22 protein-coding genes are annotated in these 21596 nt (G+C 61.9%); 13 read left to right on the forward strand and 9 right to left on the reverse strand.

Annotation, left to right across the window (positions count from 1 at the left end):
- The first annotated feature begins 79 nt into the window (after nt 1–79).
- From PY254_RS13305 to PY254_RS13315, 3 genes are all read left to right on the forward strand, one after another.
- Nucleotides 80–445, forward strand: coding sequence for a VOC family protein (locus PY254_RS13305; protein WP_281012524.1), 366 nt, complete (start codon nt 80–82; stop codon nt 443–445).
- Nucleotides 446–494: 49 nt separating this feature from the next.
- Entirely contained in the window at nt 495–1052 is a 558-nt protein-coding gene (locus PY254_RS13310; RefSeq protein WP_281012525.1) for a protein tyrosine phosphatase family protein, read from the forward strand.
- 65 nt (nt 1053–1117) lie between these two features.
- Entirely contained in the window at nt 1118–2056 is a 939-nt protein-coding gene (locus PY254_RS13315) for a DMT family transporter (RefSeq protein WP_281012526.1), read from the forward strand.
- Between the two features lie 20 nt (nt 2057–2076).
- Here the strand turns inward: PY254_RS13315 and PY254_RS13320 are convergent, their stop codons facing one another.
- On the reverse strand, nt 2077–2658 hold the full coding sequence (locus tag PY254_RS13320; protein ID WP_281012527.1) for a 2'-5' RNA ligase family protein: 582 nt from the start codon (nt 2656–2658) through the stop codon (nt 2077–2079).
- A gap of 393 nt (nt 2659–3051) precedes the next feature.
- On the opposite strand from PY254_RS13320, the gene PY254_RS13325 reads away from it, so the two are divergent.
- The gene (locus PY254_RS13325; RefSeq protein ID WP_281012528.1) at nt 3052–5133 is read left to right on the forward strand and encodes a putative bifunctional diguanylate cyclase/phosphodiesterase; all 2082 of its coding nucleotides are present in this window, start codon (nt 3052–3054) and stop codon (nt 5131–5133) included.
- 38 nt (nt 5134–5171) lie between these two features.
- On the opposite strand, the gene PY254_RS13330 is transcribed toward PY254_RS13325, so the two are convergent.
- Nucleotides 5172–5438 carry a DksA/TraR family C4-type zinc finger protein gene (locus PY254_RS13330; RefSeq protein ID WP_281012529.1) on the reverse strand — a complete coding sequence of 89 codons (267 nt, stop codon included), beginning with the start codon at nt 5436–5438 and terminating at the stop codon, nt 5172–5174.
- A gap of 38 nt (nt 5439–5476) precedes the next feature.
- Nucleotides 5477–6241 carry a tetratricopeptide repeat protein gene (locus PY254_RS13335; RefSeq protein WP_281012530.1) on the reverse strand — a complete coding sequence of 255 codons (765 nt, stop codon included), beginning with the start codon at nt 6239–6241 and terminating at the stop codon, nt 5477–5479.
- Nucleotides 6242–6375: 134 nt separating this feature from the next.
- On the opposite strand from PY254_RS13335, the gene PY254_RS13340 reads away from it, so the two are divergent.
- Nucleotides 6376–8136, forward strand: coding sequence for an acyl-CoA dehydrogenase family protein (locus PY254_RS13340; protein WP_281012531.1), 1761 nt, complete (start codon nt 6376–6378; stop codon nt 8134–8136).
- A 113-nt stretch (nt 8137–8249) separates the two neighbouring features.
- On the forward strand, nt 8250–8666 hold the full coding sequence (locus PY254_RS13345) for an OsmC family protein (protein WP_281012532.1): 417 nt from the start codon (nt 8250–8252) through the stop codon (nt 8664–8666).
- Nucleotides 8667–8690: 24 nt separating this feature from the next.
- On the opposite strand, the gene ubiM is transcribed toward PY254_RS13345, so the two are convergent.
- From ubiM to cycA, 4 genes are all read right to left on the reverse strand, one after another.
- Entirely contained in the window at nt 8691–9902 is a 1212-nt protein-coding gene (gene ubiM, locus PY254_RS13350) for a 5-demethoxyubiquinol-8 5-hydroxylase UbiM (protein ID WP_281012533.1), read from the reverse strand.
- Nucleotides 9903–10000: 98 nt separating this feature from the next.
- A complete protein-coding gene (locus tag PY254_RS13355) occupies nt 10001–10240 on the reverse strand; it encodes a hypothetical protein (RefSeq protein WP_281012534.1) in 240 nt (79 codons plus the stop codon).
- 188 nt (nt 10241–10428) lie between these two features.
- On the reverse strand, nt 10429–11256 hold the full coding sequence (locus PY254_RS13360) for an alpha/beta hydrolase (protein ID WP_281012535.1): 828 nt from the start codon (nt 11254–11256) through the stop codon (nt 10429–10431).
- A gap of 4 nt (nt 11257–11260) precedes the next feature.
- Nucleotides 11261–12640, reverse strand: a complete 1380-nt coding sequence (cycA, locus tag PY254_RS13365; RefSeq protein ID WP_281012536.1) for a D-serine/D-alanine/glycine transporter — start codon at nt 12638–12640, stop codon at nt 11261–11263.
- A gap of 373 nt (nt 12641–13013) precedes the next feature.
- On the opposite strand from cycA, the gene PY254_RS13370 reads away from it, so the two are divergent.
- Nucleotides 13014–13868, forward strand: coding sequence for an OmpA family protein (locus PY254_RS13370; RefSeq protein WP_281012537.1), 855 nt, complete (start codon nt 13014–13016; stop codon nt 13866–13868).
- 101 nt (nt 13869–13969) lie between these two features.
- Here the strand turns inward: PY254_RS13370 and PY254_RS13375 are convergent, their stop codons facing one another.
- Nucleotides 13970–14833 (reverse strand): YihY/virulence factor BrkB family protein, encoded by an 864-nt coding sequence (locus tag PY254_RS13375; protein WP_281012538.1) that lies wholly within the window; start codon nt 14831–14833, stop codon nt 13970–13972.
- 332 nt (nt 14834–15165) lie between these two features.
- Here PY254_RS13375 and PY254_RS13380 point away from each other — a divergent pair, with 332 nt between their 5' ends.
- Nucleotides 15166–16008, forward strand: coding sequence for a class I SAM-dependent methyltransferase (locus PY254_RS13380; RefSeq protein ID WP_281012539.1), 843 nt, complete (start codon nt 15166–15168; stop codon nt 16006–16008).
- Nucleotides 16009–16012: 4 nt separating this feature from the next.
- On the opposite strand, the gene PY254_RS13385 is transcribed toward PY254_RS13380, so the two are convergent.
- Nucleotides 16013–17209, reverse strand: coding sequence for a serine hydrolase domain-containing protein (locus PY254_RS13385; RefSeq protein ID WP_281012540.1), 1197 nt, complete (start codon nt 17207–17209; stop codon nt 16013–16015).
- Between the two features lie 214 nt (nt 17210–17423).
- On the opposite strand from PY254_RS13385, the gene PY254_RS13390 reads away from it, so the two are divergent.
- The 5 genes from PY254_RS13390 (at nt 17424) to PY254_RS13410 (ending at nt 21456) form a co-directional block, all read left to right on the forward strand.
- Nucleotides 17424–18173: a class I SAM-dependent methyltransferase gene (locus PY254_RS13390; RefSeq protein ID WP_281012541.1), complete on the forward strand. Its 750-nt coding sequence runs from the start codon at nt 17424–17426 to the stop codon at nt 18171–18173.
- A gap of 292 nt (nt 18174–18465) precedes the next feature.
- Nucleotides 18466–20460 (forward strand): tetratricopeptide repeat-containing diguanylate cyclase, encoded by a 1995-nt coding sequence (locus tag PY254_RS13395; protein ID WP_281012542.1) that lies wholly within the window; start codon nt 18466–18468, stop codon nt 20458–20460.
- A gap of 354 nt (nt 20461–20814) precedes the next feature.
- A complete protein-coding gene (locus tag PY254_RS13400) occupies nt 20815–21117 on the forward strand; it encodes a hypothetical protein (protein ID WP_281012543.1) in 303 nt (100 codons plus the stop codon).
- Nucleotides 21117–21239 (forward strand): hypothetical protein, encoded by a 123-nt coding sequence (locus tag PY254_RS13405; RefSeq protein ID WP_281012544.1) that lies wholly within the window; start codon nt 21117–21119, stop codon nt 21237–21239. Before PY254_RS13400 ends, PY254_RS13405 begins: the two co-directional genes overlap by 1 nt.
- 46 nt (nt 21240–21285) lie before the next feature.
- Nucleotides 21286–21456, forward strand: coding sequence for a helix-turn-helix transcriptional regulator (locus PY254_RS13410; protein WP_281015223.1), 171 nt, complete (start codon nt 21286–21288; stop codon nt 21454–21456).
- The last annotated feature ends 140 nt before the right edge of the window (nt 21457–21596 follow it).

Here is a 21596-nt window from a genome sequence, read left to right on the forward strand (position 1 = left end):
TACCGGCAAGGTGCGGATCTTCACGTCACCGACATGGCCAAGGCGCTACATCTGCGAGCATCACATGCGGAGAGACGTCATGACTGCCCACCAGGTTCTTGCCACAGTTGCCGCAAGTGACTTCGGTGCATCCCGTGCGTGGTACGCCCGTTTGTTCGGGCGGGTGCCCGACAATGCGCCAGACGCTGCTTGCGCCGAATGGCAGATTGCCAGCCGCACGCGTATCCAGCTGCGGCCGCGCGACGAGCTCGCCGATGCACCGTGGCAAGCGGGCCCCGCCTCGCTGGGCATCATGGTCGACAACCTCGATGAAATGCTGCGTGACCTGCATACGCGCCAGATCGACGTACCGATACCCCAACTGGCCACCCACTTTGTCCGGGTTGTGCCGGTCCGCGACCCCGACGGCAATATGGTGACCTTCGTCGAGTCGGCTGCAGCTTGAGCGACTGAAGCGGGTATCCTCGTTACTCAGCCCGAGGGAGTTGCCCGCCATGTACCGTTGCCTGCTGCTGTCGCTTGCGCTGTTCGGGTTCGCGCCATTTGCCAGCGCCGCGAGCTCACCACCAGCTGAGCTGACCGGACTGCCTCACGTGTCTTTCCCGGCGCCGCATCGCGTCGCCTCGGGCCGTTTGCAGGCCAGCGATATTCCGGCCTTGAAACACGCCGGCATCCGTGAAGTGATTGACCTGAGTGTCGACAGTGAAACACCCGACTTCGATGAAGCCGCTGCCATGCACGCCGCCGGCATCGACTATCGCAACCTGCCGATCCATGGCGCAGATGACTTGAGTCCTGCCACGGTCACCCACTTCGATCGCCTGCTGGCCGAAGCCGGTGACCGGGAAACCCTGGTGCATTGCGCCAGCAGCAACCGGGTGGGTGCCCTGATTGCACTGCGCGCGGCGCTGATCGGCGGCAAGAACAGTGAGGACGCGGTGGCCGAAGGCCGCCGCTGGGGCTTGAAGAGTCTGGAGCCGGTCGTTCGCGCGCGATTGAGTGCGTGGCAGAGCGCGGATACCAGCGCGGCTCCTGCGCCACCGACTCGCTGATCCACTGCCCGCCCTGTTGCCGGCCTTTGCTCGGCGCACACCCGCACTCACCTGCCCGCCGCCGCATGACTACGCCGTCACCAGCCACGCCGCAGCCCGCTACGCCACTGCCACCGCGCGCGGTGCTGCTGATGCTGGGCAGCGCGCTGCTGTTTGCACTGATGGCCGTATCGATCCGGCTGGCATCAGCGCAGTTGCACCCGTTCCAGATCACCTTCTTCCGTAGTGCTTTCGGTGCCTTGTTTGCGCTGCCCTTGTTGCATGGACGTGGCTTGCGCTTCCTGCATACCCCGCGCTTCGGTTTCTACCTCGTGCGCTGTGTGATCGGCATGGGCGGCATGCTGGCGGGATTCTGGGCCATCGTGAACCTGCCGCTGGCCGAAGCCGTCGCGCTGTCCTATTCGTCGCCGCTGTTCGTCACCATCGGTGCCGTGCTGTTTCTCGGCGAAGTGGTACGCATGCGCCGGTGGAGCGCTGTAGTGGCTGGTTTCATTGGTGTGCTGGTGATCGTGCGTCCCGGTAGCGATGCCTTTGCCACCGGCAGTCTGGTTGCGCTGCTGGCCGCCGCACTGACTGGTGCGGTGACGATCAGTATCAAGTCGCTAACCGGCAGCGAACCCGCCGACCGCATCGTGCTGTTGACCACACTGTTGTGGATTCCCCTTTCTCTACCAGCCGCGCTGGCGGTGTGGCAGTGGCCGCACGCACAAACGTGGCCGTGGTTGGTGCTGTCCGGCGCATTCGGCACCGGCGGTCACTACTGCTGGACGCGCGCCCTGCGGCTCGCCGACGCCTCACTGCTGGCCCCATTCAGTTATCTGCAGTTGCTGCTGGTCGCGGCTTTGGCGTGGTGGCTCTTCGGCGAAGTGGTAGATCGCTACACCGCCGCTGGCGCGCTCATCATCGTCTGTGCCAGCCTGTATATCGCCTGGCGCGAACATCATCTGGCGCAACAGCAACGTCGTTTGCTGGTGGCCGCGACGAGTGCGGAGCCCACCATCTGACCGACCCAGCGGTGCAGTGCTCAATAGTCGTCGGGAAGCTCAGGCAAATCCGGCATATTGGCCAACTCGTCCATCAGATCGATCACCACAGGCTTCGGGGCGCTGGCCAACGGCCAGCTGGCGACTACCTCGAAACGCGACTCGCCGAAGAAGCTGCGAATCAACGCGAACTCTGCCGCATACCATTGGATTGGCGCGATGGATTCTTCGATCGAATCGATCAGCGTGCCATGCAGCAAACTGACATGCGGCAGGAAGCTGGAAACCCCGCTGACCTGCAGACCGAAGCGCGCCTGGGCTGCCGCAATCGCCTTGCGCAAGCCGAGCGCCGCCTCGTTGGTAGCGCTGTCCGCGCACAGCACGAACGGAAATTGTCCATCCTTGGCACTGAAACGCATGGCCGCATCGAGGTTGACCGTGAAGCCTTGTTCACGCACCTCCCCCGCGGCGGCCAGCAAGGCTTCTTCGAGTGGTCGCGGCGGCCAGTCCGGCTTGCCCATCGGACACAGGGTCAGATGCAGGCTGTCGATCCCGACCGGAGTTGCGCATATCCGGTGCGATTTGCAGAAGCGCTCACCCACTTCGATCATCGCGGCGCGCACGCGCCTATCCGGCAGCAATCCAAAGAAGTAATTGATGCCCGCAGTGAGTCCGGAGGGGTTGGACGAATTGGAAATGGCCTTGCCTCCGTGCTGTCAGGATTGCGACGACTTGAGCGGTGCTGCCCAGCCTAGCAAAATCTGCGAAAAAGGACGGCACCGCTGGCCCCGACCGCGCCCGCACCCCGCGCCCCGTCCTGTCGTCGCTGAGCTTGCCGCTTGTCGGGCATCCGTACAAGTGGATGGAATCATCACCAAAACACGGAACCGGCCGAGGCGAGCAAGGTTCGCGACAGCAAGCCTTGCCCCCTGTCGCTCCATGGGCTGCGGCGATTCCTGTAGCATGTTGCGACGTGGTCACGGGATTGATCATTCGAAAGCGTCCATGACCCAGCCATGACCTTGTTTGTTTCCAGCCAATTGATCGCCTGCGGCATTTGCCTGTTCGCCGGCTTCTATTCCCTGCTGGCCAGGTCGGCTGGGCAGCGTGACCCCATGGTTCTTGCGTTCGGCAACTTGTGTCTGCTGCTCGCCGCCTACCTTCTGCTGACTGCATCCATCGCTCAGACCAACTCGCTGAACCTGGCGTGTTCGCTGGTCCGCTGGCAAGTGGCGATCGCCTGCCTGATCTTTCCGGCAGCCACCTGGTTCATTGGCCACTATGCGCAATTGCAACGTCGCCGACCATGGCTTGGCGTGGCATGCGCCATCTTCGGCGGGCTGTTTTTCGTCAATCTGTTCTCTCCCTCCAGCGTGATCTACTCAGCCATCGCGAAAGGCGCGCCGATCGTGCTGCCATGGGGTGAAACGGTCAGTAATTTCGTCGGACAGAAGTCCAGTTTGTTTGGGGTCTACTACCTGGCCAGGGATGCCGCCTACCTCTGGGCGATCGGTTGCTGCATCGCCTTGTGGCGGCGAAACAGCACGCGCGCGCGGCCGTTGACCCTCTATCTTTTGATTCAGGCAGTGGCAGCCATTCACGGCGAGGTGATCAGCCGTGCCGAACTGCGTTCGGTGAGCTATGAGTCACTCATCTTTCTCGCGCTGGTCGTGCTGATGGGTGACCAGTTGCGACGTGAATTGCAACACCGTGCCACGCTGCTGACCCGCAACCTCGATGAATTGCGCTCCGAAACGCTGCGCCGCGAGCAGGTAGAGTCGAACCTGCGCCATCTTGCCTATCACGACACGGTCACGGGCCTGCCGAATCGGCTGGCGGTGCGGGAACATGTGCAGACAGCACTGATGGCAAAAAACCCGGCCGGCAGCGCACTGATCATGCTGGACCTGGATCATTTTCGCACGATCAACGAAGCACTTGGCCACGACGTCGGCGACAAGCTGCTGAAGGCTGTTGCAACGCGACTGGTGTCGGCGGTTCCCTCCGGCAGCCTGGTTGCCCGACCGGGTGGCGACGAATTTGCCCTGCACCTGAAACTGCCCGTGGGTCTGGCACCCGCCGGCGCCGCACTCGACATCGCCGGCGACCTGACGAAACAGCTTACCGCGCCGTTCCGAATAGGTGCCCACGACCTGGCCATTGGTGTCAGCGGCGGCATTGCATTGCTGCCCGGAATGGCTGGCGACGTCGACAGCGCCTTGCGCCAGGTAGCCATGGCCCTGCACAAGGCCAAAGCCACTGGCCGCAACCGGACCATTGTTTTCGAGCAGGCGATGCAGGCGCAGGCGGACCGTCGGCTGTTGCTGGAAAAAGGCTTGCGCCTGGCGCTGGAGCGCGACGAATTCGAACTGCATTATCAGCCGCAGATTGACGCCAGTGGCCAGTTCGTCGCCGCCGAAGCGCTGTTGCGTTGGTGCCACCCCATCGAGGGAATGATCTCGCCTGAGGAGTTCATCCCGATTGCCGAGGAGGCCGGACTCATCCATGCGATTGGTCGCTATGTCATGCAACGCGCCTGCGTCGAACGGGAAGGCTGGCCGACCGCCCATGCGACAGCGCGCGTATCCATCAATGTCAGTCCGTGGCAACTGTTCGCGCAGGACTTCGTGACCTCCTTGCAGGAGATCGTCAATGCCACGCGCACCCTGCCGCGCCAAGTCACCATCGAAATTACCGAAAGCGCGTTGCTGCACGATCTGGACGACCTCACGCGCAAAATTGATGAGCTGGCAAACTGCGGATTTCACTTTGCGCTGGATGACTTCGGCTCGGGCTATGCCTCGCTCGGACATCTTAAGAAGCTGCCGCTGCACGAACTGAAGATCGATCGCGCCTTCATTGAAAACCTGCAGGCCGGCGTAACCGACCCCTTCGTCAACGCGATCATCACGATTGCACACGAACAGAAATTGCTCGTAGTGGCTGAAGGCGTCGAGACCGAGCCGCAACGGGTTGCCTTGGTTGAAATGGGCTGTGATGCTGCCCAGGGGCATTTGATCAGTCAGCCACTGCGTGCAGATTCCTTCTGCCACTGGCTTGAACAACAGCCCGCCCGGCAGGTTCTGGCAAACGGTTGATCAAACCCGCTGCATCTGCGAGAGCTGCCACATCGAGATCAACGCAACTGGCTGTCCTTGCTGCCACGGCGGTTGTACAAGCCGGCGCCGCGCTGCTCCTCATCGTGAACCTGCTGGCAGGCCACACACAGGCGCACGCCCGGCACGGCTTCGCGACGCGCCGGTGGAATCACCGCGTCACATTCCTCGCAATGGCTCAGCCCCGGGCCTTGGCGCAATTGCTGCCGCGCACGCTGTACCGCGTCACTGACGGTGGCGTCGATCTGATCTTGTACAGCGCCGTCGCCGGCCCAACCGGTTGCCATGATCTATCTCCACAAAGACCGCAGCGCGGCCGCGCCGCTCAGTGCGACTTTGCCCGCAAATCCCTGATATATCCAAGCTCACCCAACGACTTGGGTTCACCCGGGGTCAGTTTCAAGCAGGCCTGATAAGCCTTCGTCGCATCGTCCAGACGATGCAGTTCAACCAGGGCGTAACCTTCACCGCGCAGAGCCACGCACTTCAACCGGGTGATGGTTTCCGGGTCAACACCACTGATCTCGGCATTACCCTCGGCGTCCTGATACAAGGCCAGCATCTTCTGCCAGTCACCGCTGCGTTGATAGGTGAATGCAAGTTCGCTCTGGTACTGGCTGTCCATCGGCGACAAGGCCAGCGCTTTCGCCAGCTCGGCTTGCGCTTCGGGATAACGCGCCATCTCGCTGTAGGCGTAGGCACGGGCCCAGTGCGCACGAGCCCAAGCGGCCCCGATCACCTCGACCGGCCGGTCGACTTTTCCGTTGACCGCCTTGCTACCCAAGGTTGCGTAGGTGAGCGCATCGAGCATGCCGTTGGCGCAGAAAACCAAGACCGGCTTGCCCGCGTACATCGTTTCGTACTTGGTGATCACCTCGGTCAACGGCCCATCGATTGCCAGTTGGATGCGCCCGGACTGGATCATATGCACCGCGTCGGTCACTGTCTGCAGATCCGCATCGGCAACCGGCTTGCCGTCTGCGTCGAGATTCAAGGTGACGGTGCTGGACGGCTTGACCGCTGCCTGCGGTGCACAGCCGGCCAGCGTGAATACCGCAATCAGCACGGCAAAGTTGGCAAAACGATGCATGGACTTCCCCTGTTCAAATGCGGGCCCAGCATAACGCGACAGCATGCTTGCTCCAGCCTGCGGCGATTGGCGGCATGGCCAACTGCGCAGCAAGTGCAAGAATGCAACTTCAGCCCTTGCCTGGAGAACGTACCGTGAGCACGCCATCGCCTGTCACCCCCGCACTGCGCAGCGAGCACAGCGTCGCCAAACAGTTGTTCCTCGGCAACATTCTTGAAGAAAATCTGTTCCCTTACCCGGAAATCCGTGCACGCGACCAGGAAATGCTGGGCGCGATGACCGACGCCATCGACCAGTTCCTTGGTGACAAGACCGCCGAACTGAAACAGTACGACCGCGATGCCGAGCAGCCGGCCGAATTCATCCAATCACTGCGCGACATGGGTTTGTTCGGCCTGATCATCCCCGAAGAGTTCGGTGGACTGGAGCTGTCCAACGGCGCCTATGCGCGCGTGCTCGGCCAGACCAGCAGTCACGACAGTTCGGTCTCGCTGACCATCGGCGCGCACAGCTCGATCGGCATGAAGGGCCTGCTGTTGTTCGGCAGCGACGAGCAAAAACGGCGCTACCTGCCCAAGCTGGCCACTGGCGAAATGATCGCGGCGTTTTGCCTGACCGAATCCGGCGCCGGTTCCGATGCCGCGTCCATCCGCACAAAGGCCGTGCGCAACGACGACGGCAGCTGGACGCTGTCCGGTGAAAAAATCTGGATCACCAACGGTGGCATCGCCGATTTCTATACCGTGTTTGCGCGGACGGATACGCCCGAAGGCAAGATCAGCGCTTTCATCGTGGAGGCGACGTGGCCCGGCGTCAGTCATGGCCCGCATGAGGACAAGATGGGTATACGCGCATCCAGCACCACCACGGTCGCGTTTGCCGATGTGCGGGTGCCACCCGAGAACCTGCTCGGTCCGGTCGGCAAGGGCTTCAAGGTCGCCATGAGCATCTTGAACAGCGGCCGTACCGGTCTGGGTGGCGGCGCTGTCGGCGGCATGCGCTCGCTGATCCGGCTCGCCTGCGCACAGGCCAAGGAGCGCAAGCAGTTCGGTCAGCCGATTGCCGAGTACGGGCTGGTGCGCGAAAAGATCGCGCAGATGACGATGGACTGCTTCGCTGCCGAAAGTGCGGTGTGGATGGTGGCGCATCTGATCGATGCCGGTGGCAGCGACTATTCGGTCGAGGCGGCGATGAGCAAGGTGTTCGCCAGCGAGGCCGTGCAGCGTGCGTCCTACGAGGCGCTGCAGATCGCTGCCGGCAACGGCTTCATGCGCGACTTTCCGTACGAACAGATCACTCGCGACACCCGCATCCTGTCGATCTTCGAAGGCACCAACGAGATCCTGCACCTGTACATCGCACTTTCCGGATTGAAAGACGTGGGTGCCGGCCTGAGCGAACTGAAATCCGCCGTGGGCGAGATGTTCAACGATCCGATCAAGGGCTTCGGCGTACTCGGCAGTTATACCGGCCGACGCATGCGCGAAGCCACCGGTTACGGCATCGATCGGATTGCCTACGCGCTGTCGCCGCGACTGCGCAAGGTCGCCGGGATGTACGAGAAGTACACCGTCGAATTGTCCAAATCATCCGATCAGCTATTACGTCGCCACGGCAGGAAAGCCACCGACATGCAGCATGCGCAGAAGCGTCTGGCCGATATCGCGATTGATCTGTTTGTCGGCTTGTGCGTGCTATCGCGTGCCGACAGTCTGGAAAAGAAATCCCACCCCGCCGCCGCACAAGCGGTCAGCATTGCCGAGATGTTCGCCAGACAGGCACGCCGCCGCATGGCGCGCAACGTGCGCGGGCTGGAGCGCAACGAGGATGCGGCGGTCGAGCAACTTGCTGGCGCCGTGCTGGCCAACAACGGCTACATGTGGGATGTGATCTGAGCCAGGTCGCGGACAGCTTTGACGATTGATAGGGCACCCGATGAACTGGCGTCATCGGGTTACCATGACGTCCTCGTTGACCGTTGCCACCTTCGCTGCAGGAGCTTCCGAGCATGAGCATTCCCTCCGTCCACGCTGTCACCGGACAAACGCCTTACACGGTGAGTTTCACCGATGACCAGGGCCATTCATGGCTCGCCGACGAACCGCTCGAAGATGGCGGCGCGAATGCCGGGCCGGCGCCGCATCGGCTGTTGCTTTCCGCACTGGGTGCGTGCACCGCAATCACCTTGCAGATGTACGCTGCGCGCAAGCAATGGCCGCTGCGTCGGGTTGGCGTGGATCTGCAGTTCAATCCGGAAGGCACGCCGACCAGCGGCAACGACATCACCCGCATCATCACGCTGCAGGGCGACCTCAGCGAAGAGCAGCGCGAGCGTCTGCTGCAAATCGCCAATGCCTGCCCGATTCACAAGGTGCTAACGGGCGAAGTGCGGATTGGCAGCAGTCTGGCCAGCAATCCGGTCTGAAACGCCCTTTCGAAGGATGCGGGTTCAGACAGACCGACGTCGCAACAGCGTGGGAATGGTCGTGGAATCCGCTGTCAGTCCCGACATCACCATGCGCTTGAACGGCCCCAGCCTTGCGCCCGCGCCGAGCGCCAGCTTGCGTACGAGGCGCGCGGGACGACGGTCGTCGGTGTACAGGCCCGCCAACATCTGGGTGGCCAGATACAGCGGACGCGTTGCGCGACGGTGCCGGCGTTCGTAGCGCTGCAATACGGACGCACTCCAGAACGGCCGACCTGCCGTGAGCGCCGCGCACAGTTCATGCGCCAACGTGTCCTGGCCGAGCAGCCCAAAATTGAAGCCATGTGCGGTGACCGGATGCATGCCGACCGCGGCATCGCCGATCAACGCAAAGCGCTCGGCGACGAAGCGCTTCGCATACACCCCGACCAACGGATAGGTGCAACGGGGACCGACGACTCGCATGGCTCCCAGTCGTTGCTGAAAGCGCTCGGCCATCGCCGCTTCCAGCGCCGCATCGTCCAGTGCCAGCAAGGTTTTCATCGCCTGTGGCGAAAGCGTCAGCACCACGGAAGAAGTATGCGAGTCGTGCAACGGCAGCAAGGCCAGCGTCTGGCCGTGACCAAACCATTCCCACGCCACCTGTTCGTGCGACACGTCGTGCTGCATGCGCAGCACCAGCATGGTCTTGCCGAAATCATGCATGCCGGCGGCAATACCCATCGCCCGTCGCGTGTCGGAGAAACGACTGTCTGCCGCAACCACCAATTGCGTGTGCAAGCTTTCGCGATTGGCCAGTTCAACCTCGGCACCGTCGCTACTGGTGCGCACCGTTGTCACCTGCGCGCCAGTGATTCGCTCCACCGCCGGCAGTTCCATCACCTCGGCGTACGCAGCCCGGCGAATCGCATGGTTGGAAAGTAGCCAGCCCAGTTGTGACTTGCCCGCTTCGTCATGACGAAACATCAAGCCATCGCGATCATCACCATCGAGCACCATCGCATCGCGCAGGGTGCCGATCTCGTCCTCGCGCAAACGCGCCCACAAGCCCAGTTCGCGCATCAAACGCTGCGAATGATGGGTGATCGCGATTTCACGGCCATCATCGGCTGGCGCCATCAAGGCCGCCTCCTCCTGCCGCTCGACCAGCGCGATGCGCAGGCCGCTGCCCGAAAGCGAACGGGCGAAACACAGTCCGGCCGGACCCGCGCCGATGATCACGATATCGAAGAACATGGCAGCACACTCCATTGATGGATCGCCCGCAAGTGGCGGGCCGTGGTTATCTTTCTGCGCAGACCGCAGTCAGCGACGTCGCACGACAAAAACGCTGATCAACCGCTGCAGCCACCGCAGCAGATCGACGGTTGCTGCACCACCTGCGCGGGTGCCACCGTCCAGCCCACATGTCGCAGCACTTCGATCAGGTCGGGTGCGGTGGTGGTGGAAGAGATCCGCATCACCAGGCCACTCATGTCCAGATCGACCACCGCCATCGGGTCGATGTCGAACATCGCATCCTGCACTTGCGCCGGATCGGGCGCGCTGTCGGTCAGGGCAATATGGAATTCCATCGGGGTTCCTCGCTTTATGCACACTGATTCAGTGTCATCGAACCCATCTTGGTCGCGCCCGCTGATCGTCACCTTGACGGGGGTCAAGTCATGACCAGACTGCGGGCAGGCAATCGGACGCCCCGTAAAGGCGCCCGCAGAAATACCGGCCACCGGTCACCGTGGTGAAACGGAGTTGCAGCGGCTGTTCAGTGCGCGGGGAACAGCTGCATGAAAATGGCGGGCGAGGCACGCCGATAGATATTCTCGTGCGTGAGCTTCGGCCAATGCTCGTAATACCAGCGTATGCCGGGGCTTGCTTCAGTACGCAACGCGGCCTGCAGTAGCCCGCCGCCCGCCTCGTCCAGTCCGTCGTCACCGGTGCTGGCCACGTACAAGGTCTGCTGACGCCGCGGCCGCGGCGCCTGCAAATCGAGCTTGGCGTTGCGGGCCAGGAAACTGTCGTTCCACCACAGGCTGGGGCTGAGCGCGATCCCCGCGTCGAAACGTTGCGGATCGACCAGCATCGTTTCCACCACGAACAGGCCGGCCAGGGATTCGCCGACAATCGCGCGGTGTCCGTCGGTGCGATAGCGGTGCTCCACGTCGGGAATCAATTCGTCGCTGATGAAACGGCGGAAATTTTCCGAGCCACCGACATGGGGAGCGATGGCACGATCACTCGCCACGCTGGTAACGCCGGTCATGTCACGGCGGCGCTCGGTGTTCTCGATACCAACCACGATCATCGGGCGCATGTGTCCGGCACGAATTGCGGCATCCACGTCGTGCGCAACGTGTGGAAAGTCTTCCTGCAGCCCACCGTCGAGCACGTACAACACCGGGTAGCGTGCTGCCGTAGCCATGTCGTAGGAAGGCGGTGTGTAGATGTTGATGTGCCGTGCTTCATGCAACACCGCCGAATGGACGGTGAACGCGACGTGCGCCGGCAGATCCGCCGCACGCGCCCGAGACATTCCTACGATGACCAGCAGGAAGATTGCCGACGCCAGCATTCGGCGGAAGATCGCACTCATCCGCTCAACCCTGTCGCACGCGGCGCCCCTTCCACAGGTAGCCAATCCCCAGCAGCACGAACCACACCGGGCTGGCCATCAGTGCTTGACAGGTATCGGGCTGCAAGCTCAGCAGCACCAGCACGAACACGAAGAACGCCAGACACACCCAGCACATGAACACGCCACCGGGCATCTTGTAGGTCGACGCTTCATGCAACTGCGGGCGCTTGCGCCGGTAGGCGATATAGGCGAACAGGATCAGCGACCAGACAAACATGAACAGCACCGCTGACAAGGTGGTGATCAGGGTGAACGCGGTGATCAGGTCGGGAATCAGGTAGATCAGTGCCGCACCACACAACAGGCAGAAGCAGGAAAACAGCAAGCCCAGCGACGGCACGGCAGCGCGGGACAAGCGTGCGAACGCCGACGGCGCGTGTTTCTCTTCGGCCAGGCCATACAGCATACGGCTGGTGGAGAAGATGCCGCTATTGGCCGAGGACGTGGCCGAAGTCAGCACCACGAAATTGATCAAGCTGGCCGCTGCCGGAATGCCGGCCAGCACGAACAGTTCCACAAACGGGCTCTTGCCCGGCTCCACCATGCGCCACGGCGTGACCATCATGATCGCCACCAACGCCAGCACGTAGAAAATGATGATGCGGATCGGGATCGAGTTGATTGCCTTGGGCAGGTTGCGCTGCGGGTCGGCGGTTTCCGCCGCGGTGGTGCCGACCAGCTCGATGCCCACAAAGGCGAACACCGCGATCTGGAAGCCCGCGAAAAAGCCGCTCAAACCTTTCGGGAAGAAGCCGCCGTCATTCCACAGGTTGGCCACCTCGGCCTTGTGCCCGGTCGGCGAAGTGAAGCCCCACGCGACCAGCGCGAAGCCGGTGGCGATCAGCGCGCAGATGGCGACAATCTTGATCAGCGCAAACCAGAACTCCATTTCGCCGAACAGCTTCACCGTGACCAGGTTCAGGCTGACCAGCAGCAGCACGCAGAGCACCGCCGGTATCCACGGTGCCAGTCCGGGAAACCAGAATTGGGCATAGGCAGCAATCGCGATCACGTCGGCGATCGCGGTGATGATCCAGCAAAACCAGTAGGTCCAGCCGCAGAAGAAACCGGCCCATGGCCCGAGCAAGTCGGTGGAGAAATCAATGAACGACTTGTACTCGAGATTGGACAACAGCAACTCGCCCATCGCCCGCATCACGAAGAACAGCATCACGCCGATGATCAGGTAGACCAGCAGGATCGACGGACCGGCCAGACTGATCGTCTTGCCCGAGCCCATGAACAAGCCGGTGCCAATCGCGCCACCAATGGCGATCAATTGCAGGTGTCGGTTGGAAAGGCTGCGTCGCAGGTGCTCCGGGTGTTCCAGCGTTGCAGTCATGCGGTCAGCCTTGGCAGCGGGGAAAGAAGCCAACATACAGAAAAGCTCCCGCCGCAGCCACGCATTCAGTGCAGCGCCGCGTGATGCATCCAGAGCACAAAGAGCAACGCCAACACCAGCACACTGCCAGCTGCACGCCGGTTCCATGCATACGTCTGGAGGCGAGATAGTTCCTTTCGTGCCGGGTCGCCCCGGCGACATTTGCTGTTCCAGACGACGTGCTGACCGCATGGGCTGCCATGCCGAAAATCGCCCCAGCGCTCCGGGCAAGTCGACGGGCAATACGGCGGCTGGTCGGCATGCGGCCTTGCAGCTTCCCCGCATGACCTGATCGGGAGCATCATGCGGCAACCTACGACTGCTGGTGCCCCTCATGAATCGGATCTTCCGCGTCTTCATGTTCGCGCTCTGCCTTACCCTGCCCTTGCTGGCAATGGCCGGCAACGATATTGCCGGCTCCAAGGATCATCCCCTGCTGACCCGTTACCCGGGCTCATATATTGGCGAATACAGCAAGGCGTACAACGCCACCGAGTTCAAGGTTGGCGCCGGTAACAGCGCCACGACCCAGACCGTGGAAGGCGATACCACCAGCCTTCGCTATTTCCACGGCAGCCCGGAAACCCAGCCCAGTGCGCTGCAGGTCATCCGCAACTACCAGAACGCAATCCGGCAGATCGGCGGCGAAGTGCTGTACGAGCGTTTGCCCAGCGACGGCGACGGCGGCGAGACCACGCTCAAGGTGCACACCGGCGGCAAGGACGTCTGGGTCAAGGTAGTACCGGACATCTACGGTGCGCCGACCCAGGACTATCTGCTGGTGATCACCGAAGTGGCTGCGATGGCACAGGCGGTGACCGCCAACCAGTTGCGCGACGAACTCGACAAGAATGGCTTCATCACCCTGCATGTGAACTTCGATACCGGCAAGTCGGTGTTGAAGCCGGATGATCTGGCCACGATGCAGCAGATCGCCCTCATGCTGAAAGCCACGCCGGCACTGAAGCTCAGCGTGGAAGGCCATACCGATAACGTCGGCGACGCCGCTTCCAACAAGACACTGTCCGAGGCCCGTGCGAAAAGCGTGATGGCTGCAATCGTGCAGGCGGGCGTCGCCGCCGGGCGACTAAGCGCCACCGGCTTCGGCCAGGAACGCCCCGTTGCCGACAATCGCAGCGAGGAAGGACGCGCAAAAAACCGCCGCGTCGAACTGGTCAAGGCACCGTAACCGAGCGCACTGACGCCCTTTGGATGGATGCCGCCGCAATGATTTCATCGGAAACGCGTCTGCGTTCAAGCAGGCATGGGACACACGCCAGGTGAAGTGTCCTACCCGGACACATCCTTCGACGCATGCTCGGCCGGCTGTGCCCGTTCGCCACGCGCCACCATCAACGAGTGCGTGAGTTCGGCGCCCATCAGCACAATCACCGACGCATAGAAAACCCAGGTCAACAACACCACCAACGCACCGGCCGAACCATAGGCCCCGCCCACGTCGCTGTGCGAGATGTACAAACCGATCACCCATTTTCCGGCCAGAAACAGCAGTGCGGTCAATGCGCCGCCGCGCAGCGCATCCCGCCAATGAATATGGGCATCCGGCAGCACCCGATACATCGCACCAAAGGCAAGCACGAATACGGCTGCCGAGAAAACGTATTCGATGGTGGCCCACATCCACGTATCGCCCGGCACCACCAGTTGCAACACGGCTGAGACAACAAACGTCACGATCATCATGAAACCGATCCCGCCGAGCAACGCCAGCCCGCGTGCTCGTGCCCGCAGCCATGCGCCAATGGCATTACCCGGTTGTGCTTCAACCCCCCAGATGCGGTTGAGTGATCCCTGCAATTGGGCAAATACCGAGGACGCACCGACAAGGGTGACGCCGATACCCACCAGGCCGGCCATGTTTCCCGCGCGCGGATGTTCGCGCGCACTGCTCACCACAGCCTGGATCGCGTCAGCCGCACTCGACCCGATCATGCCGGTAAGCATGGCTGCCAATTGTTGCTGACCGTCGCTGTGCAAAAGAGAAAGCATCCACACCAGCAGGATCAAGATGGGTGCGAACGACACTGACGCATAGAAGGCGAGCGCGGCGGCGCGTGTCATCAACTCGTCGTCGCCAAAGCCGGAGAACGCCGAGATCACGGTGCGCTTGACCAGACTGGCTATCGCTTTCATGAGGGATCGTCGGGAAAAGGGCCTTCAGTGAAGCATCGTGAGGGTGAAAATCAGCTCACGGCGTTCAGGCCGTGAGCTGAAACACCGTAGGGCACTCAGTCAAGGGGCACACGGTGAGCCCTGATTCGTCGGCAGGCGATGTGCGCAGAGCTGACTCTCACGGCGCATCGCGCTGTTACAGCAGGTGCAGGCCATCGAACGGCCAGCCAACCAAACCTCGCGCTGCACCAACTGCTCGGACGCGCAACATGACCTGGCAACCGCCAGTCGGTTACGATGCCACGCTTTCACCGCCTCGCGGTCGTACCTACCAGAGCAGGAGCTTGCCCGTCGTGTCGCACTACTCCGGCCCCTTGCTCACGCGACCGCTCGCCGACGCCTTGCTGGCCGCACGCGATGCCGACGTTGATGTCTGGACGGGCTCACTCGACCTTGGCATCTCGAACCACACCGCCACGCTGGAACCCGATGTCTGGCAATGGCATGGCAACGGTTATCCCTATCCGGGCCGACTGAAGGACCGCACCATCCACTACTGGGACGGTGACGACTTTGCGCCGGTGGCGCGTTATTCCGGATCACTGATCAAACTGGTGCCGACCGACTGGGGTGCACCCACGTTCGAGATCGACGGCATCAAGATGCTGCCCACCGCCAAGGAATCCCCGTTCGAGGATGCGCGGCGCAAGGTGGCGCTGATTGAACCGCGCGGCAAGGTAGTGCTGGATACCTGCGGCGGGCTGGGCTATTTCGCCGCGTGCTGCCTGGAAGCGGGCGTGGCACGCATCCATTCGTTCGAGAAAAATGCCAACGTATTGTGGCTGCGCACAATCAATCCGTGGTCACCCGATCCGGATTCGACGGCCAGCGATGGTCGGCTACAGCTGACCCATGCCGACGTGTCGCAGATGATCACGCAAATGGCCGATGGCTCAATAGACGCGTTGCTGCATGACCCACCGCGCTTCGGCATCGCTGGCGAGCTCTACTCGCAAGTGTTCTACAACGAATTGGCGCGCGTACTGCGCCGTGGCGGGCGGCTGTTCCACTACACCGGCAGTCCGAACAAACTGACCAGCGGCCGTGATGTACCGCGCGAAGTGGAAAAACGGCTGGAGAAAGCCGGCTTCAAGGCGCAACTCGCACTCGACGGCGTGCTGGCGACACGCCGCTGAATCGTTAGGGGCTTGGTACCTGCGTTGTGTCCGCGCCACGCTGAACCGCTTCAATGAAAGCCCGACGTGAAGCCACCAGTGCCTTCGAGGTTGCCTGCGGCCATGCGCCGACCTGCACAATCACCAGCTGGCGCGCCGGGTCCACATAAACCATCTGGCCGTAGATGCCGATCGCGGCGTAGCTGCCATCGCTGTCGGTCCACCACAAGTAACCGTAACCGTGCCCCGGACTGGCCACGTCCTGCTGCTTGCGCATCGCACCGTGCATCCACGCATCGGCGATCATCGGCTGACCATCGATACGTCCGCCATCGAGCATGAACTGGCCGATCCGCGCGTAGTCCGCCAGTGTGGCCGACAAGCCGCTGCCACCGGTGTCGCTGCCATCGCAGTCGTCCTTCAACCAATACGCGTCGGACGCCATGCCGTAAGGCTGCCAGATAGTCTGCGACAAATACTCTGCCAGCGATTTCTTCGTGGCCCGCTGGACCAGAATACCGAGCAGGTCAGTCTCGGCAGTGTTGTAGTTCCAGTGCGTGCCGGCCGGATATTCGCGCGGCAATTTCGCCAGATACGAGATCACGTGCGGCTGGCCGTGCTCGCACGCGCTGCGATACATCTGCGCCACGTCGGAGTGCGGGTCCGCGTAGTCCTCGTTCCAGCGTACGCCCGAGGTCATCGTCAACAACTGCTCCACCGTAACCTTGGCGTACGCGGTGTCGCGAAATTGCGGAACATATGTATCCAGGGTGTCGTCCATGCCATGGATATCGCCGCGACGCAGCGCGATGCCGAGCAAGGTCGAGGTGACCGACTTGGCGACCGAGAACGAGGTCCAGCGCTTGCCGGCATCAAAGCCCGCTGCATAACGCTGCAGGCGAATGCGACCGTGCTGCAGCACCATCACGCCCGCCAGATGATGGGCGGTCATATAGCCGTCCAGCGTGGTCACGCCATCCTTCCACTGCGGCAGCAACGCTGTGCCCTGTGGCAAGGCATGCACCTGCGTGCCATGTGCCACGCGATCGGCGGGGAAAATTTCGTACATGCGCGGGAAGCGCGCTGTGTGTTCAGCCTGGCTCCAGAACAACACGTCCTCACGTTGCTGGCCGACCGACGGCGACTGGCTGGCCCATAGTGGCAGCGCAAACGCCCCGCATGACGCCATGCACAGCCAACGCAGACAAATGTTCAAACGCATGACACTCCCGGCCATCGAGGCAACTCTGTTGAAAAGGGCCGCCAGCCAGAACACTTTGCCGACGGCTCAACGCGGCATTCTAGATCTTCCGTGACGCGCACGCAGTGAACAGCTCCGAATACAGCGAAGCATTCGGCGTGCAGGCCGCGCACTATCCTCGCGCTGCTGGCTGCGCGAAGATGTCTTGTCAGACCGGCTCTCCTCAGGGACTCGCATGAACAAGTCAGCTCGCCGTGGTCACTACGGCATTGATGCGCCTTACGCTCCGTTTTTCATGGGCATCGGGCTGCTGGCTTGCCTCGCTCTGGTGGTGTTTGCACATATCGACAGCTTCCTGATCAGCGCGACCATCCTGCCCTTGATCCTTGCGTTCTATCTGCACACTACCTTGCGCGGCAAATTTGTCGCCTGGCACCAGCTGCTCGCCAGCCAGCGCTGGCGTGGTGACGAACACGTGCTCGACCTTGGTTGCGGTCGCGGCGCGGTGCTGTTGATGGCTGCCGAACACCTCCCGCAAGGTCGTGCCACCGGCATCGATATCTGGAGCAGCAAGGATCAGTCGGGCAACGCTATCGACGTGACCGCCAGCAATGCCAATGCGGAAGGTGTGGCCGACCGCATTGAACTGAAAACCGGCGACATGCGTGAACTGCCGTTCGCCGATGCCAGCTTCGACCTGGTGGTCTCCAATGTGGCAATCCACAACATCAGCGCGCGGGCTGGCCGTGATCGTGCCATCGCAGAGGCATGGCGCGTGTTGCGTCCGGGTGGAAAGCTGCTGATCGCGGATATCGGCAAGACCCGCCAGTACCAGCAGAGCCTTGCGGCGCTGGGCGTTTCTTCGCAACGTCACTCACTGGGTTGGCGCATGTGGTGGGGTGGCCCGTGGATGGCTACGGTACTGCTCACCGCAAACAAGGCAGCCGCTGCCAATGAGTCCATCGAAATCGTCGGAAGCAGCTGAAGCAGACTCCCGATTTCGCCCGCATCGACCCGGCTGGGACGCCTCGTGCTCCACCGCATGTCGGGTGCGTTCTCGGCCAAGGTCGTCATGCCGACTGCCGAGCGAGCATCCGTTGTCCGGCACATCGCCGGAACGGACTGGGCTGCCCCGAATAGCTGTACCCGGATGGCAGAATTCAAGTTTTCCATCAGGCGGCCGATCGCTTTTGATGAAAATGAAAGCGGCCTTGATTTGGCTATGCCTTGGCCTGTTGTTCGTGGCTGAGTCTACAGCTGCACGTTCATCCGAAACCGTGACTCAGGTTGTGACCGACCTGCAAGCGCATGGCTATCAAAACAGTCATGCCGCACTGACACGGCTGCGCGATGCCAGCGATGTTCCCGGCCCGACGTCTCCGCTGGATGCGAGGCTGCACTACGAACAGGCGCTGCTCAAACTGGCCATGGAAGGTAACCAGATCGAGCAGGTCCGCGCGAGCCTGACCGCGCTGCAACGCATGGCCAGGCAGGAGGCTTGCGACGCCTGCCACTTCTACGCACTTCTGGCGCAGGCGCGCCTTGCACTGGTGGACGTTTCCGCCCCTGCCGCCCGGCCTTATCTTGATCAGGCCAGCGTCTTGTTGACGAAGAATCGGAATGCCGTCGACCAGCAAATTTTTTACACCCTGCTTGGCAATACCCAGGCTCAAGATCGCAAGCTGAATACCGGTATCGAGAACACCATGCGGGCGCTCGAGCTGGCTGAGGCGCGCGGCGATGCCGCGGCCGCGGTCAGATTGCAGGGCGCCCTGATCTGGATGAATGCCGATTTAGGCGACCTGCGTCGCGCCAGCGGGCTGGGGGAAGACGCTTATGACCTTGCCACGGCAATGAATTTCCGGCCAGCGATGGCACAGATCAGCCTGGATCTCGGTCACGTCTATGCACTGACCGGTGACCGTGCCAAACAACGCACCGCGATCGAGCGCTCCCTGTCTCTTTCCCGTGACGACCCTGGCCTGATCAGTCTGCAGGTACTCAGTCTGAACAACCTGTCCGACCTCTATCTTTCCGAACCCGGACAAGAGCAGCGTGTACTGGACTATGCGCACCGCGCCGATGATTTGGCCAGCTTGCACAAGATGGAGTTACAGCGTGCAGCTCCGCTTACCAATATTGGCCTCGCGCAAGCCAGGCTGGGCCGCGTTGCTGACGGCGTGGCGAATATTCGCGAAGCGATCGCCATTTCCCAACGGCATGGACAAAAGGAATACGTCGTCGGCATTACCCGCGAATTGGTGGGCGTTCTGGAGCGCGCCAGCCGCTATCGCGAGGCGCTGACCGAATTGCGCAAAGCCGATGCACTCGAGCTCGACCTTACTCGGCAGCAGCGCGATAGCGCGGTACTGGATCTGCAGGAAAAGTACGCGGCCGAACACCAAGCCCAAAAAATCATCCAGCTTTCTGCCCAGAATGCCCTCAAGCAGGCAGAGCTGGCCGCTGAGTCCTGGCGTAATCGCTTGTGGGCGGCGCTGGCCCTGATGTTGGCGATAGGATCCGCCTTGCTTGTGCGATCGATTCGTCAGGCGCGGCTGGCCAACCGATCCCTGGCCATAGCCAACGCGTCGCTGGCCGAACAGTCGACAACCGATCCGCTCACCGGCGCAGCCAATCGGCGTCACGTGCAGAACCTGCTGCAGCAACAGCCGCGACCGCTGAGAACACGGCGTACTGACCCCAGCGAAACCCGGCAGCCGGAAACCAGCCTGCTCTTGCTGGATCTGGATTTCTTCAAGCGGATCAACGACACCCACGGTCACTCTGCAGGTGATCTTGTACTGGTCACCGTGGCCCAACGTCTGCGCCAGTTGCTGCGTCAGGAAGATACTGTCGCCCGCTGGGGTGGCGAAGAATTCGTGCTGGTACTGCCACACACACCCGCCAGCACCCTGCCGGCGGTGGCGCATAAAGTTCTACAGGTCATTGCATCGACACCTGTATCGCTGGGCGAGTGCGAAATCGCTGTCACGGTATCGCTTGGCGCGGTCAGCTTCCCGATGTATGCCGATCAGGGCTGGGAAGCTGCCCTGGCGGTAGCGGACCTTGCGCTCTACGAGGCCAAGTCCGCGGGCCGCAATCGCGCCGTCTGTCTGACCCGGGTAAATCCGCATGCGGATTTACAGCAACTGCGTGGTGATCTTGCCCAATCGGAGCAGGCCGGCGACATCGACTTGACCGAGGTGCCTGGCCCCGCTGTGGGGCCAACCTTACCGCAACCCGCTTCGACCCACGACAAATCCGTGGTGTAGCACACTTCCACGAATCTTGCGGATGCGTGCCCGGCCGAATCCCCCAACGCTTGCCGGTGGCGGCATGCGTGCCGCCTACGAACACCGACAGGCACGCATACACAACAGTTGCTTCGGCGGTGCTATCCAATAGCGCAGTCCGCAGCCCACGGATGCCCATCTGTTGGCGTCTATTGATCGACGCGAGTGCGCTGAATCTTCAGGACTCCACCAGCACCTGGCGGTCTGCCGAAGCCGGCACCCGCCATGACAAGCATGCCGGCCCGCGATCAGACACGTCCGTAAACAAGTTTATTGACACTATGTCAAATATATATAACATCATGAACACCTGAACAAACATGAAGAATCGTCATGTCCGCCCTGGAAAAACGCGCCTGGCTTACCCTGTGCAGCATGTGCCCCGTCTATCTGGTCTATTTCACGATACGACTCGGCTTTCCCGAAGTCATGACCACCATGCTGCAACGCTTCGCCCTGCTCGCCATGGTTGCCAGCCTGCATGCAGTGGCTTATCTCGCCGCATGGCTGTGGATGAAGTACCGAGAAGCTGGCGAGAACCTGCTGGAAGACGAACGCGACCACGCCATCGACCGCCATGCTTCACGCATCGGCTATTTCCTCCTGCTGACCGGGCTTATCGTGGTCGGCTGGTGATGCCGTTCAACAAAGGCGGCTGGGAAATCGTCAACGCCGCACTGTTCTTCATCGTGCTGACCGAAACCGTTCGCAACGCGCTGATCGTGCTTGGCTACCGGCATTCACGTCATGCCCACTGAGCCGATCGCCAACGACGTCAAGCTGTTGCGCTTCCTCGCCCAGGAGATGACTCAGGCCGAACTGGGCAAGCGCGTGGGCCTGACCCGGCAGACCATCGCCGCTATCGAGCAAGGCGGCTACTCGCCCTCGCTGGATGCCGCTTTCCGCATCGCGCATACCTTCGGCAAGCGGGTCGATGAGGTGTTCCACTGGCAGCCCGATGGCGACAAGGCCTGACTGAAGTGCGTATCGCCAACCAACTCACCACGTCCGCGAGCAGAACTGACCAGCATGCCCAGCCAGCTGAGCATCTGGCTGAGGGTCGTCTGTCGACCCAGACTGACGTTCAGGGAAATAAATTTGTCCCCTTTTCTCGC

Source organism: Rhodanobacter sp. AS-Z3, from assembly GCF_029224025.1.
Taxonomy (GTDB): domain Bacteria; phylum Pseudomonadota; class Gammaproteobacteria; order Xanthomonadales; family Rhodanobacteraceae; genus Rhodanobacter.

Bases quoted from the DNA above. Each gene is read 5' to 3' on its own strand.
- PY254_RS13330 (WP_281012529.1), bottom strand. From the start codon at position 5,438: ATGGCAACCGGTTGGGCCGGCGACGGCGCTGTACAAGATCAGATCGAC.
- PY254_RS13400 (WP_281012543.1), top strand. From the start codon at position 20,815: ATGTCCGCCCTGGAAAAACGCGCCTGGCTTACCCTGTGCAGCATGTGC.
- PY254_RS13370 (WP_281012537.1), top strand. From the start codon at position 13,014: ATGAATCGGATCTTCCGCGTCTTCATGTTCGCGCTCTGCCTTACCCTG.
- cycA (WP_281012536.1), bottom strand. From the start codon at position 12,640: ATGACTGCAACGCTGGAACACCCGGAGCACCTGCGACGCAGCCTTTCC.
- PY254_RS13305 (WP_281012524.1), top strand. From the start codon at position 80: ATGACTGCCCACCAGGTTCTTGCCACAGTTGCCGCAAGTGACTTCGGT.
- PY254_RS13315 (WP_281012526.1), top strand. From the start codon at position 1,118: ATGACTACGCCGTCACCAGCCACGCCGCAGCCCGCTACGCCACTGCCA.
- PY254_RS13325 (WP_281012528.1), top strand. From the start codon at position 3,052: ATGACCTTGTTTGTTTCCAGCCAATTGATCGCCTGCGGCATTTGCCTG.
- PY254_RS13345 (WP_281012532.1), top strand. From the start codon at position 8,250: ATGAGCATTCCCTCCGTCCACGCTGTCACCGGACAAACGCCTTACACG.
- PY254_RS13410 (WP_281015223.1), top strand. From the start codon at position 21,286: ATGACTCAGGCCGAACTGGGCAAGCGCGTGGGCCTGACCCGGCAGACC.
- ubiM (WP_281012533.1), bottom strand. From the start codon at position 9,902: ATGTTCTTCGATATCGTGATCATCGGCGCGGGTCCGGCCGGACTGTGT.
- PY254_RS13390 (WP_281012541.1), top strand. From the start codon at position 17,424: ATGAACAAGTCAGCTCGCCGTGGTCACTACGGCATTGATGCGCCTTAC.
- PY254_RS13405 (WP_281012544.1), top strand. From the start codon at position 21,117: ATGCCGTTCAACAAAGGCGGCTGGGAAATCGTCAACGCCGCACTGTTC.
- PY254_RS13310 (WP_281012525.1), top strand. From the start codon at position 495: ATGTACCGTTGCCTGCTGCTGTCGCTTGCGCTGTTCGGGTTCGCGCCA.
- PY254_RS13385 (WP_281012540.1), bottom strand. From the start codon at position 17,209: ATGCGTTTGAACATTTGTCTGCGTTGGCTGTGCATGGCGTCATGCGGG.
- PY254_RS13360 (WP_281012535.1), bottom strand. From the start codon at position 11,256: ATGAGTGCGATCTTCCGCCGAATGCTGGCGTCGGCAATCTTCCTGCTG.
- PY254_RS13335 (WP_281012530.1), bottom strand. From the start codon at position 6,241: ATGCATCGTTTTGCCAACTTTGCCGTGCTGATTGCGGTATTCACGCTG.
- PY254_RS13355 (WP_281012534.1), bottom strand. From the start codon at position 10,240: ATGGAATTCCATATTGCCCTGACCGACAGCGCGCCCGATCCGGCGCAA.
- PY254_RS13375 (WP_281012538.1), bottom strand. From the start codon at position 14,833: ATGAAAGCGATAGCCAGTCTGGTCAAGCGCACCGTGATCTCGGCGTTC.